The sequence below is a fragment of the Maribacter vaceletii genome (assembly GCF_003634105.1).
Classification (GTDB): domain Bacteria; phylum Bacteroidota; class Bacteroidia; order Flavobacteriales; family Flavobacteriaceae; genus Maribacter_B; species Maribacter_B vaceletii.
On the sequence record NZ_RBIQ01000007.1, the window covers coordinates 109,552 to 127,067 of the forward strand.

Below are 17,516 nucleotides of genomic sequence, written 5' to 3' on the forward strand. Positions count from 1 at the left end.
TTAAATTAAAATAATATCTATGACTAAGTTAAGTGTTAACATAAATAAAATAGCAACTCTAAGAAATTCTCGCGGAGGAAATGTTCCTAATTTATTAAAAGTAGCTAAGGATATTGAGAATTTTGGCGCAGAAGGTATTACCATACACCCTAGACCAGACGAAAGACATATTCGCTACCAAGATGCTATAGATTTAAAAGAAATTGTAACCACAGAATATAATATTGAAGGTAATCCAATACAAAAATTTATAGATTTAGTACTTAAAACCAACCCAACACAGGTTACTCTTGTACCTGACGCCGTAGACGCCTTAACCTCAAATGCTGGTTGGGACACCATTAAAAATGAATCTTTTTTAAAAGAAGTTATTTCTACATTTAAAAATAACGGCATCAGAACTTCTATTTTTGTAGACCCTGTTCCTAGTATGGTTGAGGGAGCTGCAAAAGTTGGCGCAGACCGAATAGAACTATACACAGAAAGTTACGCTGAAGATTTTGCTAAAAACAATCTAAAAGGCATAAAACCCTTTACAGATGCAGCTATATTAGCTAACAAATTAGAGCTAGGCATTAACGCAGGACACGATTTAAGCTTAGACAATATAAAATATTTTAAAGAAAATATTCCTAACTTATTAGAAGTATCTATTGGGCACGCCTTAATAAGCGAATCACTTTATTTAGGATTAGAAAATGTTGTAAACATGTATTTAAACAAATTAAAATGAGCCAAATATTACATTCTAAAATAATAGGAGAAGGACAGCCTTTATGCATTTTACATGGTTTTTTAGGCATGTCTGATAATTGGAAAACATTAGGGAGTAGCTATGCAGAAGAAGGTTTTCAGGTTCATTTAATAGACCAACGAAACCATGGAAAAAGCTTTCATTCTGAGGAATTTAATTATGACATCTTAGCTACAGATTTAAAAAAATATCTTGACCATTATAATATACAGTCCACATGTATTATAGGCCATTCTATGGGTGGTAAAACCGCTATGCAATTTGCGTGCTCTTATCCAGAAATGGTAAAAAAATTAATAATTGCAGATATAGCCCCTAAATTTTATCCGCCACATCATGAAAATATTATAGGAGGCTTAAATGCAATTTCCATAGAAAAAATAGCCTCTAGAAAAGAAGCAGATATAGCTCTTGAAAAACACATACCAGATTTTGGAACACGTCAATTTTTACTTAAAAACCTTTATTGGGTAGAAAAAGGAAAATTAGGCTTTAGGTTTAACCTAAAAGTTTTAAGCACCAAAATGGAAGAAATAGGAGAAAACGTAAGTAGTTTAGATGTTTTTGACGGAGAAACTTTATTCCTAAGAGGAGATAAATCAGAATATATAATGCCAAATGATTCGCCTCAAATTAAGCTGCATTTCCCAAAAGCAACTATAGAAACCATAGATAATGCTGGTCATTGGCTTCATGCTGAAAATCCTAAACAGTTTTTTTCAAAATCCAATCTTTTTTTAAATCAAAAATAAAATCATTAATAATCCTTATATTTATTAGTAAATTCATCTTTACAAAAAACTATGAAATTAATATTAAGAACACTTTTAAGTGCATTAGCCGTAATAGTTTTAGCTAACCTTTTACCAAATGTACAGATAGATCATTATAGTACCGCTATTATTGTAGCTATTGTTCTTAGCATACTTAACTTTATAGTAAAACCGATATTAGTACTATTCACATTGCCAGTTACCATACTAACTTTAGGGTTATTTTTACTTGTAATTAACGCTATTATCATCCTTTTAGCAGACAATTTAATTGATGGTTTTCAGGTAACTAGCTTCTGGTCTGCCATACTATTTAGCATACTTTTATCTTTTTTACAATCCATACTTTTTTCTTTACTCAAAGAAAGTAAATAAAGCCCAACTTTAAGGTTTGAAATTCAGTGATTTAAAAAGTTGTGAGGCTTTATAAATTATAGTACTTTTGCACACCATTTTATTTATGCAAAAATAGATTCAAGAATGAACATCACAAAAGAGCAGATAGACGATTTAAATGCTGTTGTAAAAGTTGCCATAACTAAGGACGACTACCAAGACAAAGTAGAGAGTATTTTAAAAGATTACAGAAAACAGGCAAATATTCCTGGTTTTAGAAAAGGGCAAGTACCTATGGGGCTTATTAAAAAGCAATATGGTAAAGCTGTTTTAGTAGACGAAGTAAATAAACTTATTCAAGAAAACCTTAACAAATATCTTACCGAAGAGAAGTTAGACGTTCTTGGAAACCCACTACCAAAACAACAAGAAAGTTTTGATTGGGACAAAGACGATTTTAATTTTGAGTTTGAATTAGGATTAGCACCTAGTTTTGATGTTGCTTTAAAAACAAAAAAAGCAATTACTAGCTACAAAATTGTTGCCGACGACAAAATGGTTAACGAACAAATAGAACGTATTGCTAAACAGTACGGAAAATTAGTTAGCAAAGAAGAAGCAGGCAAAAAAGATGAAATAACTGGTACTTTCTCTAATGAAGAAGAAGCTATAGAGAACAAAAGCACTCTAGAACTAGATAAATTAAAAGCTAAAAAAGCTATTGATAGTTTAGTTGGTAAAAAAGTTGGCGATGTTGTTACCTTAAAAACAAAAGGTCTTTTAAAAGAAGAGCATTTATTAGCTAGTACTTTAGGTATAGATGCAGAAAAAGCTAAAGATTTAAACACAGAAGTTACTTTCACTATTGAAGAAATAAATGAAAGAGAGCCTGCTAAATTAGATCAAGAATTATTTGATAAACTTTTTGGAAAAGACACTGTTAGTTCTGAAAAAGAATTAAAAGAAAAAATTAAAGAAGATTCTGAAAAACAGTTTGAGCAACAAGCAGACCAAAAATTGCTTAACGATGTTACTGAATACTTTATTGAAAATACAAAATTTGAACTTCCAACAAATTTTTTAACGAAGTGGATACAATCTACAGGAGAAAATCCGTTATCAGATGAACAAGCCGCAGAAGAGTTTGAAAAATCTGAAAAAGGATTACGTTACCAACTTATTGAAGGAAAGATTATCAAAGACAATGATATTCAAATTCAGTTTGATGAGTTAAAAGAATTTGCCAAAGGTTTTATTAAAAGTCAAATGGCACAATTTGGTCAACTAGATCCAAAAGAAGAAGAGCTAGATAATATTGCTACTAGAGTTTTAGATAACCAAGACGAAGTAAAAAGATTATCAGAACAGTTAATGAGTCAAAAACTACTTTCTCTATATAAAGAAAAAGTAAACTTAAAGACAAAAGAAGTAACATACGAAAACTTTGTGAAAGAAGTTTACGGATAGTTTTGCATAAAATAAATAAGTATCTTTACGGTGCCGGAAATTTATTTTCGGCACCTTTTTTTAGTTATATAATTGAATAAATACCTAATATGGATTACGGAAAAGAATTTAAGAATTACGCCATAAATCACCAAGGAATCAATAGCATGTACTATGACAAAATCATGAGCAGCATGTACCCAACAAATATGACTCCTAACATTATAGAAGAAAGACAACTTAATGCAATTGCTATGGATGTTTTTTCTAGGTTAATGATGGATCGTATTATATTCTTAGGAACAGGTATAAACGATCAGGTTGCAAACATTGTACAAGCACAATTATTATTTTTAGAAAGTGCAGACGCCTCTAAAGACATACAAATATATATTAACTCTCCAGGAGGTAGTGTATATGCTGGCTTAGGAATTTATGATACAATGCAATTTATAAAGCCAGATGTTGCAACTATTTGTACTGGTATGGCTGCATCTATGGGAGCTGTTCTTTTATGTGCTGGCGAAAAAGGAAAACGTAGTGGTTTAACACACTCTCGTGTAATGATTCACCAACCAATGGGTGGTGCACAAGGACAAGCAAGTGATATTGAAATTACTGCTCGTGAAATTCTAAAATTAAAAGAGGAATTATACCAAATAATAGCACAACACTCAGGGCAAACTATAGACAAGGTTCATGAGGATAGTGATCGCGATTACTGGATGAAAGCTGATGAAGCTAAAAAATACGGTATGATTGATGAAATTTTGGTTAGGGACAAGCAATAATTCCGACTATTTAAATACTCTTCCTTTAAAAAAGGACAAACCAAAAAAGAAAATCTTTCGTTAACTATACAGAAAGATATTAATTGATATGGCAAAAGAAAACTTAGAATGTTCATTTTGTGGCAGAAAAAAGCCAGAAACCAACTTATTAATAGCTGGTTTAGATGCGCACATATGCGATCGGTGCATAGAACAAGCCCATGGCATTGTAGCAGAAGAATCTAAACAAACCAAAACCAATGACCTCTCTAGTGAGCTTGTCTTAAAAAAACCTATTGAGATTAAAGAGTTTTTAGACACTTTTATCATTGGGCAAGAACGCACTAAAAAAGTAATGTCTGTTGCTGTATACAATCACTACAAAAGATTATTACAACCATCTTCTACGGAAGATGATATAGAAATACAAAAGAGTAATATTGTAATGGTTGGCCAAACTGGTACAGGAAAAACCTTAATGGCAAAGACTATTGCAAAAATGCTTAACGTGCCTTTAGCAATTGTAGACGCCACTGTACTTACTGAAGCTGGTTATGTAGGAGAAGATGTAGAAAGCATTCTAACACGCCTTTTACAAGCCGCAGATTACAACTTAGAAAAAGCAGAAAGAGGTATTGTTTTTATTGATGAGATTGATAAAATTGCTCGTAAAAGTGACAACCCATCTATTACTAGAGATGTTTCTGGAGAAGGAGTACAACAAGGGCTTCTTAAATTATTAGAAGGAACCGTTGTTAATGTACCACCAAAAGGAGGAAGAAAACATCCTGATCAAAAGTTTATTGAAGTTAATACCGAAAATATTCTTTTCATAGCCGGTGGAGCTTTTGATGGCATTGAACGTGCAATAACTAAACGTTTAAACATGCAAGCTGTAGGCTATAGTGCATCTAAGGCTGATGAACAATTAGATGAAACAAATATTTTACAATATATAATCCCTAAAGATTTAAAAGAGTTTGGTTTAATACCAGAAATTATAGGTAGGCTTCCTGTGTTAACACACATGAACCCATTAGATGCAAAAACATTAAGAGCAATATTAACAGAACCAAAAAATGCTATCATAAAACAATATGAAAAACTTTTTGGCATGGACAATATTACTTTTTCTATAACAGAACAAGCTTTAGATTATATTGTTGAAAAAGCTATAGAATATAAATTAGGAGCAAGAGGTCTACGTTCTCTTTGTGAAGCTATTTTTACAGATGCCATGTTTGAGTTACCTAGTAGTGATAAAAAAGAATTTAAGGTTACAAAGCCATACGCCGAGAAAAAAATATCTCATGAAACTATTAAGAAACTAAAAGCAGTTTCTTAAACAAAGTAATTATAAAAAAAGCGAAGAATATAGTATTCTTCGCTTTTTGCTTTTATATAGGATTAATTTATACTACTTTTTTTTCTTTACTTGGCAACTTAGTAACTTGATCTAATAAATCTTTACACACTTTTTTTATCATCTTTTCATCGGTATATAAAGTATGTCCAAAATTAGAAATAGACTCTATATCTATATTTAATTTTTTCTCCCATTCTTCTGAAGGCCTAAAAGTATCATTAGCGCCAAAAATTAATTTAGTTGGCACTTCCGGTTTTTCTTTTTCGTATCGAATTCTAGTTGCAGATACAGTATATAAAGATTTCATAGGCAAGCCCAAATTTGCAGCTTTCCAAGCAATAGTACCACCAGTACTAAATGCTAAATAATGACTTGGTTCTTTTTCCTTTTTTAGTAAATGAGCAACAGCCACATCTATACCTCCTTCTACAAAAGCTTTATGTATATTTTCACCAGAGTTTACTTTTAAATCTAAATTTGATAATTGCTGAATATCATAAAAAACAATATCAAAATATTGCTGTAAATACCCTAAATAAGATGTAATCCACAGTCCTTTTTTTGCCCCCCACATATCCGAAATAATTACTAGTCTTTCTGCCATTTTTAAATTGAATTAAGAGTTTTTTATAAGATTGAGAACTCTAATATGGAGATTAAACGACAGAAACCCACATTTAATTGTTCATCTGAAGCAATTCTTCGATGTAGTCTCTTTTATTAGACAATCTCGGTATCTTATGCTGCCCCCCTAATTTGTCTTTAGATTTTAACCAATCATTAAATAAATTTTCTCTAGCAATGTGTACTACAGGCATTTTAAGGGTTATATTATTATATCTTTTTGCCTCATAATCTGAATTTAAAGATTTTAAAGCATTATCTAAGAATTCTGTAAAATAATCTAATTGCTCAGGAGGTTTTCTAAACTCTATAATCCACTCATGCGTACCTTTTTCTTTTCCAGACATAAATATAGGTGCTGCAGTATAATCCTTAATCTTAGCCCCTGTCTTTATACAAACACTTTTTAAGGCTTCTTCAGCATTTTCTATAATTAACTCTTCTCCAAACACATTAATATGATGTTTTGTACGCCCAGTAACTTTTATCCTATAAGGTTTTAAAGAAGTAAAACGAATTGTATCTCCTATCCTATATCGCCATAAGCCAGAATTTGTAGTTATTACAATAGCATAATTTTTATTTAATTTAACTTCCCATAAAGGAATTGCATATTGCTGTATTGTTCCATAAACCTCCATCGGGATAAATTCATAGAAAATACCATAATCTAACATTAACAATAAATCTTTCTCGTAGTTAGTATCTTGAATAGCAAAAAAGCCTTCCGAGGCATTATAAATTTCATAATACTTAAAACTCTTTCTAGGAAATAAGTTTTTATACTGATCCATGTATGGACTAAAACTTACTCCCCCATGAAAATAAACCTCTAAGTTTTCCCAAACTTCAAAAAGATGATTTTTACCTGTTTCTTCTATTACGTTATTAAGAAGCACCAACATCCAAGAAGGCACTCCCGCTAAACTAGTAACATTCTCTTGCGTGGTTTCTTTTATTATTGCCTTTAATTTATCTTCCCACTCACTCATTAAAGACACCTTATTACTAGGTGTACTACTAAACTCTGCCCATAAAGGCATATTATCTATTAAAATAGCAGATAAGTCTCCAAAAAAAGAGCCATTATCCTCATAAATTTCTTTACTACCACCTAGCCTTAAGCTCTTACCTGTAAATAACTGTGAATTTTCATTGTTATTTAAATACAAACACAACAAATCTTTACCAGATTTATAATGGCAATCTTCCAAAGCTTCTGAACTAACAGGAATAAACTTACTCTTAGCATTCGTGGTACCGCTACTCTTTGCAAACCAATTAATAGATGTTGGCCAAAAAAGGTTTTGCTCCCCTTTCCTTGTACGTTCTATTATTGGTTGCACTTCTTCATATGAAACTATAGGAACCCTTTCCCTAAATGTTTGATAGTTTTTAACAGATATAAAATCATACCTTCTTCCAATTTCTGTATCCTCAGCATACTCAATTAACTGACTTAAAACCTCAGCCTGTACCTCCTCCGGGTATTTTATAAAAAGTTCTATTTGATGAAATCTCTTTTTTAAGAGCCAAGAAGCTATAGAATTAAATAATGGTATTGGCATTTTTAGGTATCTTTATCCTGTTTTTCTATTTCTTTATAAACTAGGAAACAGACACTAAATTTAGTTCTAAAAGTTATCATTTTCAAATAGATTTTTTAATTCAATTATTTATCATGCAATACCAAGGTGTTTTAAAAAAAATGCAAACAGAAATAGGAGACCCTATTCAATACTATTTAATTTTTGAAAATGATTTTTTAAATGTAAACCAAGTTTTAAATAAAGAACTGTCTATAGATTTTATTAAATATGAGTGCCTTAATTGCCATTTAGACAAACCTATTTATAGACAAGGATTTTGCAAATCTTGCTTTTTTGAAACGCCTTCTGCTGGAGATTGGATAATGAGACCAGAATTAAGTACTGCCCATTTAGGAAAAGAGGACCGCGATTTAGAATTTGAAAAAAAAGCACAATTACAACCGCATATAGTTTATTTAGCAAATTCTAGCAACGTAAAAGTTGGCGTAACAAGAAAAGGACAGGTTCCTACAAGATGGATAGACCAAGGTGCACATGAAGCCATAGAAATTGTAGAAGTACCAAATAGATATCTAGCTGGTATTACAGAGGTTGCTTTAAAAGAACATGTTGCAGACAAAACCAATTGGCGTAAAATGCTTACCAATACTATTGATGATGAAAATTTAGTAGAATGGAGAAATAAGCTAAAACAATATATTCCGGCAGAAACTCAAGAATATTTTATAGATTCTAATTTAGAAACTCATTTACATTTTCCTGTACTATCGTATCCCGAAAAAGTTAAAAGTCTAAACCTTTCCAAAACTCCAAATTACAAAGGAAAACTTACCGGTATTAAAGGGCAATATCTACTTTTTGAAGACAATACTGTTTTTAATATTAGAGCAAATGAAGGGTTGTATGTTGGACTAACTATTAACTAGTTTATTCCTCTTTCTTTTTACCTCCCAATAGTCCGCCTAAAATATTTTTAGCCTTTTCTTTAATTACATCCTCATCCTTTTTAGGAGCAACAGTAGAATCCTCTTTTGTTTCAGAAGAACCTTCCGAAGATTCTTTTTGCTTACTACCACCTAAAATACCCCCTAGAACCTCTTTTACCCCTTCTTTGGTTTTATCTTTAGTTTGTGTTGTATCATTTTCAGAGGTACTACCCCCTAAAACATCTGACAATAAATCTTTTGCCTTATCTTTTCCTTTATTAATTAATTTCTGTTTTTGAATATCAATTAATTTAGTAGTCAAACTTTTAATACCACTAGTCATATCTGTAGATACTTTTGGACTATTATACAACCCTCCAATATTAGCGGTAACAGGAATAGTTAAATTCTCTAAACTACTATCATCTATTTTAGATATTAAGCTCGTTACTTCGCTTCCTAAATATTTAGCAGGCACATCTAAAGTAGCTTTATAATCCAAACTACTATCAAAATTATGACCACCAGATACATTTACTTTTATATCTTGATAGTTAATAGAAAACGGTTTTACTTTTACTTTTCCGTCTTCAAAAGTTAGAGCAGTTTTTAATCCTTTTAAATCAATTTCATCTAACTTTATAAAATTAAGATTATTTGTTAGCGAGGATAGTAATTTGGCTTTATTGGGGTCTATATCATTAGAAAGTAATTCTGCCAAAACGTTACCAGAAATAGAACCTAAATCTGGCGTAAAGTCATTGGTTAAATTTCCAGATATTTCTATATTAGAATCTAACTTACCTTGTAATGCACTTGCAATTGGTGCTAATACTTTAAAAAGTTCTAAAGATTTAAAAGTTTCTGCAATTCCTAGTTTATCTAAATCTAATTGCATTGCAAATGTTGGTATATCTTGTTTGGTAGATACTTCGCCACCAAAACCAACCTTACCCCCCAACATAGAAGACGTCATATTATTTAAAGTTGCCTTTTCGTCTTTAATCTTAAGACTACCTTTAACATTCGTAAGCGTTAAATTATCATACAATACTGTTTTAGCATCGGCATTTATGGTGCAATCTAAAAATGATGGAATTTTAATTTTCTCTTCACCAGAACCAGGTTCTGGTGTTTTATTTTCTGAAGTTACAGATTCCACTTCTTCTTCACCAACCATAAAATCATTTAACGCAAAAGTATTTGAGTTTAAGTTAAAATTCCCTTCTACCTTTTCATCATTAAACATAAAACCTAATAAATTATCTATGGTACCATTTGCCTTAAAATCAGTCTTTCCAGTTTTTCCTTCTAAAGTATTTAGCGTAACTGTTTTAGGTGTAAATGTAACTGATGTAGAATTTAACTCTACAGGGTTTGGCACTTCACTACTTTTATACACAAAGTCTTTAAGCTGCAAAGTCCCTTGCGTTTTTGTATTCTCATACTTTTCTTGTTCTACAGAAGCCATATCAAAAGCAGTGTTTATATCTGCATTTAAAAGACCTTTCAAATTTAAATCGGATGGAACAGGATATGCTTTAGAAATATTAGCCAAATTCATTATTCCTTTTAATTGGGCATTTACTTTCGTATTCCCCATTAACTCTTTAACATTTGCTACTATAGAGAACGTATCCTCATCTATTCTAAAGGTTCCTTTTTTAATATCTACATAAGTATCTTCTGCAATACCTGAGGTATTATTTATAGCTACATCTATATTTATGTCTTGTACAGTTTTTGGTAAATCTGGATATTTAAAGGAAGCGTTATGAGAAGCTATTGTTATATTAAATTTTGGTATATGCGTATCATCCACTACTCCATTAAAAGCTCCTTCTACCGTAAAATCTCCAGAAGTTTTTACATTGCCAATATCTTTGGAATATACTTCTGGAATTAATGCCAAAAAGTTTTTAAAATCTGATGACGGCGTTTTAAAAGTAATATCTAACTCTTGGTTATTTTCGTTAACTTGAATAAATCCATTAAACACAAGAGGTAATTGGTTTATAACTGCTTTATTCTTTAAAAAGGTGTATTTACTTTTTTCTAAATCTACCCCTACAATTGCATCTAATTTTATCTTGTTATTATCTAGATAGTTGGTAGAGTCCATTGCAAAAGATACTATAGCATCTGTATGTGTATCTAGCTCCGAAGTTGCTAAAGACAAATCTCCTGAACCAGAATGATTTATATCTTTAAGTAGTAAACTTATTCCTGTAGATTTATCTATATAATTTATATCTGTACTTGTAATTGCATAGGAATCCATAGAAAAGCTAAACCCTGAACTTTCTTCTGTGGTTGTAGTACTTTCTTCCTCTTCCCCTTTAGAAATATCATAATTAGCTTCCTCTTTCTCATTTACAAGAATATTAAGAAGTGCTTTATCTAATGTTAAACTCTTTATAGCTATTGGTTCATTAGCATCTTTAAAAAGTTCTTTTATAGACATTTCTAGTTCTATGCTATTAGAAGAAAAAAGAGTATCTCCTTCAAAGGGAGATTTATTTACTAATGAAATGTTTTCTAAACTTACTTTTGCATTAGGAAAGCTAGAGAACAAACTAAGACTAGCATCACTAAAATCAAAGGTAGCATCTACACTATGGTTAACCTTGTTTTTAATTATATCTGCTATTTTCCCTTTTAGAAAAAAAGGTGCTGCAATTAGTGTTACTATTACAACTAAAAATACTATTCCAAAAATTTTAAAAATTTTCTTTTTCATATAGGGTAAGAATATGTCATTACAACTTAAAAGCAATGAAAAAATTATGCCTCTAAGTCTATTTCCTGATTTATTGTTAGATTAAATCTTTTTCTTATAGTATATACGAAGAAATATAGAAAAGGGGTGTCTACAAATGCTATAATTATCTTAAAAATAAATCCGCTTACAACTAATCCAAAAAACAAATCCCACGGAAGCACTTTAAACACACATAATAAACCAACAACTGTAAACGTATCTATAAACTGAGAAAAAAAAGTAGAAAAATTATTTCTAAGCCATAAATGCTTGCCTTTGGTTACTTTTTTCCAAAAATGATAAATTTGTATATCTACAAATTGTGCAAATAAATAGGCTAACATAGAAGCAAGAACAGCTAATGGCGATAACGAAAAAACACTATTAAAAGTAGCATCATTAACAGGGGAAGCATTAATTGCTGGAACATAATTAGCTAACAATACAATTCCCATAGAAAAGAAAGAAGCAAAAATACCTGCTATAACAATTTGGTTTGCTTTTTTCTTCCCATAAATTTCAGAGATTAAATCTGTTATTAAAAAAGTAATTGGATAAGGTAATATCCCAACCGAAATCTCAAACAATGGTGCTCCAAAAATAGTAATATCTCCAAAAGGTTTCCAATAAAAGAATTTTTGAAAAATTAAATTAGAAACAACTAAGGAAGTTATAAACAAAGCTCCTAAATACAGGTATATCTTATAAGCAAGTCTCTTATCTTCTAATTTTAGCATATTCAAAAATAGGCAAACAAAATAAAAAACTATGCTTTAAGAATTAATTACATTTTACTATATAATAACACATAGTATATGATTAAAAATTAAGGCTTATGTATATTTGCATTTAATAAACCTATCAACCAACCTTTTATCATAAACAACATGAAAAAACTTTTTTTCTTATTATGTATCATTTTGAGTGCACATTTTACCAACGCGCAAAGCTATATAGGCTTCTTAACAGATAACTATAGTGGTGTGCATGGCGTAATTTCTAACCCTGCAAATATTACAGACTCTAGATTTAAAACCGACGTAAACCTTGTTGGTGCTAGCGTCCTTTTTGCTAATGATTATTATGGCATAAAATTATCTGACGTTACAAGTGGCGATTTTGATTTTGAAGAAGATGCCACGAAAAACCCTTCAAACAGTAACAATATTTTTGGAAATGTAGATGTTTTAGGACCCGCTTTTATGTTTAATTTGGATAAAAAAAGTTCTATCGCTGTTTTTAGTAGAATGCGAGTTAATTATAACATTAATGAAATTAATGGCGAGACTTACGAGAGTATTTCTAATGATTTTGATGAAACTGAAGATTTTAATGTTAATGAAGAAGATTATTATTTAACCGGTAATGCTTGGGCCGAAATTGGTATAACCTATGCAAGAACAATCTACAACAAAGAACAACATTTTCTAAAAGGTGGTGTTTCTTTAAAATATTTACAAGGACTTGGAAATGCGTACACCAGTGGTAAAGACGTTACAATAGATTATGATGCAGATGGAAGTAACCTAGGTGGCGGTGTTACCACTGGCAGCATAACTACCACTGGAGAAGTAAATTACGGTCATAGTGATAATATTGATGGCAATTTTGAAGACTTTGACCTTGAGATAATTGATGGAGCCAAAGGATTTGGGTTAGATCTTGGTTTTGTTTACGAATACAGACCAGACTTTGCTTCTTATAACTCTACAGACTCAGACGGAAATATTTATGGGCGCAAGGATAAAAACAAGTATAAATTTAAATTTGGCTTATCTATTACAGATATTGGAAGTATAAAATACAAAAATGGTACAGCTAATACTTATGATATTAACGGTACTATAAATGAAGATGATTTTGAAAACGAAGAAAATTTTGAAGATGTTCTAAATAACCTTTATCGTGAAATTAATTCTGGACTTTCTACAAAAGCAATGTTACCAACAGCTTTACATTTAAATGCAGACTGGAATATGCTTAAAAAATTCTATTTAAATTTAAATACAGACCTATCTTTAAGTTCTAACTCTAAAGAAAACACTAACAGAATTGCAAATATAGTCTCCTTAACACCTCGTTTTGAAAGTAAAGGATTTAGTTTCTACATGCCTCTTAGCCTTATACAAGGTAGTGGATTCCAATGGGGAGCTGGTTTTAGAGCTGGGCCATTATATATAGGTTCTGGATCTATACTTTCTTTATTAACTAGTAATGACTCTAAAGCTGCAGATGTATATTTAGGACTTAAAATTCCTATCACCCAAAAAAGTCCAAAAGATAAAGATGGTGACGGTGTAACCAACAAGCAAGATAAATGCCCTAAAGTTGCTGGACCAATTGAAAATAGTGGTTGTCCTTGGGAAGATACCGATAGAGATACTGTTTTAGATAAAGATGACCAATGCCCTGAAGAAGCAGGCCCAGTAGAAAATAGTGGTTGCCCTTGGAAAGATACCGATGGAGATACTGTTTTGGATAAAGATGACCAATGTCCTGAAGAAGCAGGATTACCAGAAAATAGTGGTTGTCTTTATAAAGATACCGATGGAGATACTATTTATGATGAAGAAGATAAATGCCCAGAAGAAGCAGGACCAACAGAAAACAATGGTTGTCCATGGAAAGATACAGACGGAGATACTATTTTAGACAAAGACGACCAGTGTCCTAATACTGCAGGTACTGCTGCAAATAACGGTTGCCCAGAAGTTACAGAAACGGTTCAAAAAACATTAAATAACTATGCTAAAACCATATTATTTAATACTGGAAAAACCTCTATAAAAGTAGAATCTACAACTGCTTTAATTGAAATTATTCAAATTCTAAAAGAATATCCTAATGCTAAATTTTCTGTAGAAGGACATACAGATAGTATTGGTAGCGCTGTAAACAACCAAAAATTATCTGAAAACAGAGCTAATTCTGTTAAAGACTTTTTAATTGAAAAAGGTATTGATTCCTCTAGGTTAAGTGCAGTTGGTTATGGAGAAACAAAACCCATAGCTACCAATATGTATAAAGATGGCAGGGAACAAAACAGAAGAGTAGAAATAAACTTAGTTAAATAAAAAAAAACTTCAGCAAAATAAAGGCCGGTAACTATTTAAATAGTTACCGGCCTTTTTAGTATAAATATATTTCTACTTAATATCCAGTGTATAAGGCATTCTTACTTGAACTCCCTTTTGGTTTATTGCTTTTTTTATTTCTTTTAGTATAGCATATCCTTCTGTACCAATTTCTTTAGCAATAATTTCTTCTTTATTAAAAACACTAGCTCCTCCTATATCTTCCATTATTTTTTCTATCCCTGTCTTATACTTAGGAAATTTTTTAATGCCAAATTTGTCTATTCCGGCTAAATTAGCAGCTGCATTAATAGCATCTTCTAGAGTTCCTAGTTCATCTACCAAGCCAACACGTTTTGCATCTACACCACTCCAAACTCTACCTTGAGCAATACTATCTGCTTGTGCCATAGAAATTCCTCTTCCGCTAGATACTTTCTCCAAGAAAGTTGTGTATGTAGTTTCTATACTTTCTTGTATTTCTCCTCTAAAACTATCAGACATTGGCTCAAAAACAGAGTACCCTACAGAATTTTTATTAGTTCCTACCTGTTCGGCATTAATTCCAATATCTGCCGCTAATTCATTTACATTAGGTATAGTCCCAAAAACACCAATAGAACCTGTAATGGTAGTAGGTTCTGCATAAATTTTATCTGCTCCGGCTGCAATATAATACCCTCCAGAAGCAGCAACATTACCCATAGAAACTACTACTGGTTTCACTTCTTTTGCTAAGACCACTTCTCTCCAAATAATATCAGAAGTTAAAGCGCTACCACCAGGAGAATTTACACGAAGAACAATCGCTTTTACTTTTTCATCGTCTCTTGCCTTTATTATAGCTTTATTAATAAGTCCTTGCCCAATTACTTCATTACTTCCTTCACCATATAATATTTCTCCTTGCGCATAAATTACAGCTATCTTTTTTTCTCCTTTATGTAATTTTATAGTGTTTGCTTTAGTACTATAATCTTGAATACTTAAAAGGTTAATTTCTTTACCTTCTTCAATTTTAGCAGCATTTCTTAGCTTTTCTTCATATTCATCATAATACGTTATAGCATCAATTAATTTAGAAGCTTTTGCATGTTTTGGCATTCTACCTCCTAAAGTATCTGCAATAGCATTCATATTTTCTACAGTCATATTTCTACTTACTGCAATATCATCGATAACGGAATTCCAAACAGAGCCTATTAATTCTTTTATTTGTGTTCTATTTGCATCACTCATGTTATCATTTAAATACGGCTCTACAGCACTTTTGTATTTACCATGGCGTATAACCTCCATCTTAACTCCTGTTTTTTCCTGTAACTCTTTATAAAACAAAACTTCTGTAGACAACCCTTTAAAATCAAGCACTCCAACAGGGTTTAAAAAAACTGAATCAGAAACACTAGCTAAATAATAATCTTTTTGCATATAAAAATCGCCATAAGAATAAATAAACTTACCACTAGTTTTAAAATCCTCTAATGCTTTTCTTATAGATTGTGTTTGCGCCCAACCCGACATTAAAAAATTATTATTTATACTTATACCCACAAGGTCTTTATCATTCTTTGCAACTTTTATAGCATGAATAATTCTATCTAAATCTTCCGATTTTTGAAACAAAGCCCTAAAAGGGTTTTCCTCATCTCCTCCTACATAATCGCTTATTGGTTGCTGTAATTGTAGTTCTAAAATAGATTTTGGTTTTACTTCTACAGTTTCCGAATTACGGCTAGATAAAGCAATAAAAATCACAAACATTATAAATACAATCCCAAAAGCTATGATACATCCTAAAATAGCTGCAAGTAGATTTCTTAAAAAATTCATTAAATAAGCTGTTAATATTAGCTAACAAAGATAACCAATTGAATTTGTTTTGTTTATTTTGCCCCAAGATTATGAACAACACAACAGACACATATATTTCTATTGGCAGTAACTTAGGCAATAGACTAGAAACCATACAAGAAGCAATATTTTTAATTGCTAAAAATATTGGTATTGTAAAAAAATGCTCTAAAGTGTACGAATGTCCTGCATGGGGATTTTCTGGAGAAAACTTTTTAAACGCATGTTTATATGTACAAACAAAATTGTCTCCAGAAGAGCTACTTGTTAAATTATTAGAAATAGAAAAAAAATTAGGAAGAGAAAGGTCTGCAAATTCTGGCTACCAATCTAGAACTATAGATTTAGATATTGTTTATTACGATACATTAGTACTAGTAAACTCTAATTTAACTATACCACATCCTAAATTACAAGACAGGCTTTTTGTTTTAAAACCCCTTGCAGATATAGCGCCACAATTTTATCATCCTATTTTAAAAAAAGATACTAGAAATTTAATTCAGGAATGTAAAGACAAAAGTGTTTTAACAAAAACAAAGTACACTCTTTTTTGTAATAAAAAAGAACTACTTGCCACAACACAGTTTATTTCTATAGAAGGTAATATTGGCGCAGGAAAAACATCCTTAGCAACTAAAATTTCGGAAGATTTTAATGCCAAATTAGTTGTAGAACGTTTCGCAGAAAACCCTTTTTTACCAAATTTTTACAAAGACCAGTCTAGATATGCCTTTCCTTTAGAAATGTCTTTTTTAGCAGATAGATACCAACAATTTTCTGATGACACCTCGCAATTTGACCTTTTTAAAGATTTTATGGTTAGTGATTATGATATTTTTAAATCTCTAATTTTTGCTAAAGTTACTTTACAAAAAGACGAATATGAATTGTATAGAAAAATATTCAACTTTATGTATAAAGAGGTTAAAAAACCTCAAATTTATGTGTATTTATACCAAACCACAGAACGTCTTTTAGAAAACATTAAAAAACGCGGAAGAGACTACGAACAAGGCATTAAAACCGATTACCTAGAAAAAATTAATAGAGGTTATTTTGATTTCCTTAAAGGTTATCCCAAAGAAAATAGTCTTGTAATAGATGTTACCAAATTAGATTTTGTTGCCAATGAAAAAGATTATCAGACAATTATTGATAAAGTACTAAAACTAGCTTTTGAACAAATAAATTAACATAATTTTGGCAATTTTCTTGCACACTTTAAATCAATTGCCGTAATTGCAAAAGCATTTATGCAACTAACTAACTCAAACTTTAC

Annotated in this window: 14 protein-coding genes; 9 read left to right on the top strand and 5 right to left on the bottom strand. The window is 31.0% G+C overall.

The window, feature by feature from the left end; genetic code table 11:
* Positions 1 to 19 precede the first annotated feature (19 nt).
* From CLV91_RS00625 to clpX, 6 genes are all read left to right on the top strand, one after another.
* Positions 20 to 733: a pyridoxine 5'-phosphate synthase gene (locus CLV91_RS00625; protein ID WP_121062952.1), complete on the top strand. Its 714-nt coding sequence runs from the start codon at positions 20 to 22 to the stop codon at positions 731 to 733.
* Positions 730 to 1,506 carry an alpha/beta fold hydrolase gene (locus CLV91_RS00630; protein WP_121062954.1) on the top strand — a complete coding sequence of 259 codons (777 nt, stop codon included), beginning with the start codon at positions 730 to 732 and terminating at the stop codon, positions 1,504 to 1,506. The genes CLV91_RS00625 and CLV91_RS00630 overlap by 4 nt, the downstream gene beginning before the upstream one ends.
* A gap of 51 nt (positions 1,507 to 1,557) precedes the next feature.
* A complete protein-coding gene (locus CLV91_RS00635) occupies positions 1,558 to 1,902 on the top strand; it encodes a phage holin family protein (RefSeq protein ID WP_121062956.1) in 345 nt (114 codons plus the stop codon).
* Between the two features lie 105 nt (positions 1,903 to 2,007).
* Positions 2,008 to 3,330: a trigger factor gene (tig, locus tag CLV91_RS00640; protein WP_121062959.1), complete on the top strand. Its 1,323-nt coding sequence runs from the start codon at positions 2,008 to 2,010 to the stop codon at positions 3,328 to 3,330.
* Between the two features lie 89 nt (positions 3,331 to 3,419).
* Positions 3,420 to 4,100, top strand: coding sequence for an ATP-dependent Clp endopeptidase proteolytic subunit ClpP (gene clpP / locus CLV91_RS00645; protein WP_121062961.1), 681 nt, complete (start codon positions 3,420 to 3,422; stop codon positions 4,098 to 4,100).
* Between the two features lie 88 nt (positions 4,101 to 4,188).
* Entirely contained in the window at positions 4,189 to 5,424 is a 1,236-nt protein-coding gene (gene clpX, locus CLV91_RS00650) for an ATP-dependent Clp protease ATP-binding subunit ClpX (RefSeq protein ID WP_121062963.1), read from the top strand.
* Between the two features lie 67 nt (positions 5,425 to 5,491).
* On the opposite strand, the gene CLV91_RS00655 is transcribed toward clpX, so the two are convergent.
* Positions 5,492 to 6,049, bottom strand: coding sequence for a dienelactone hydrolase family protein (locus tag CLV91_RS00655; protein WP_121062965.1), 558 nt, complete (start codon positions 6,047 to 6,049; stop codon positions 5,492 to 5,494).
* Positions 6,050 to 6,122: 73 nt separating this feature from the next.
* Positions 6,123 to 7,637, bottom strand: a complete 1,515-nt coding sequence (locus CLV91_RS00660; RefSeq protein WP_121062967.1) for a GH3 auxin-responsive promoter family protein — start codon at positions 7,635 to 7,637, stop codon at positions 6,123 to 6,125.
* A 113-nt stretch (positions 7,638 to 7,750) separates the two neighbouring features.
* Here CLV91_RS00660 and CLV91_RS00665 point away from each other — a divergent pair, with 113 nt between their 5' ends.
* Positions 7,751 to 8,545 carry a DUF2797 domain-containing protein gene (locus tag CLV91_RS00665; RefSeq protein ID WP_121062969.1) on the top strand — a complete coding sequence of 265 codons (795 nt, stop codon included), beginning with the start codon at positions 7,751 to 7,753 and terminating at the stop codon, positions 8,543 to 8,545.
* A 1-nt stretch (position 8,546) separates the two neighbouring features.
* On the opposite strand, the gene CLV91_RS00670 is transcribed toward CLV91_RS00665, so the two are convergent.
* Entirely contained in the window at positions 8,547 to 11,285 is a 2,739-nt protein-coding gene (locus CLV91_RS00670) for an AsmA-like C-terminal region-containing protein (protein WP_121062971.1), read from the bottom strand.
* 44 nt (positions 11,286 to 11,329) lie between these two features.
* Positions 11,330 to 12,043, bottom strand: coding sequence for a queuosine precursor transporter (locus CLV91_RS00675; RefSeq protein ID WP_121062973.1), 714 nt, complete (start codon positions 12,041 to 12,043; stop codon positions 11,330 to 11,332).
* Between the two features lie 150 nt (positions 12,044 to 12,193).
* On the opposite strand from CLV91_RS00675, the gene CLV91_RS00680 reads away from it, so the two are divergent.
* Positions 12,194 to 14,380, top strand: a complete 2,187-nt coding sequence (locus CLV91_RS00680; RefSeq protein WP_121062975.1) for an OmpA family protein — start codon at positions 12,194 to 12,196, stop codon at positions 14,378 to 14,380.
* Between the two features lie 72 nt (positions 14,381 to 14,452).
* Here CLV91_RS00680 and sppA read toward each other — a convergent pair whose 3' ends face one another.
* The gene (gene sppA, locus CLV91_RS00685; RefSeq protein WP_121062977.1) at positions 14,453 to 16,213 is read right to left on the bottom strand and encodes a signal peptide peptidase SppA; all 1,761 of its coding nucleotides are present in this window, start codon (positions 16,211 to 16,213) and stop codon (positions 14,453 to 14,455) included.
* Between the two features lie 71 nt (positions 16,214 to 16,284).
* Between sppA and folK the strand changes: the two genes are divergently transcribed.
* Entirely contained in the window at positions 16,285 to 17,430 is a 1,146-nt protein-coding gene (gene folK, locus CLV91_RS00690; RefSeq protein WP_121062979.1) for a 2-amino-4-hydroxy-6-hydroxymethyldihydropteridine diphosphokinase, read from the top strand.
* Positions 17,431 to 17,516: the final 86 nt, after the last annotated feature.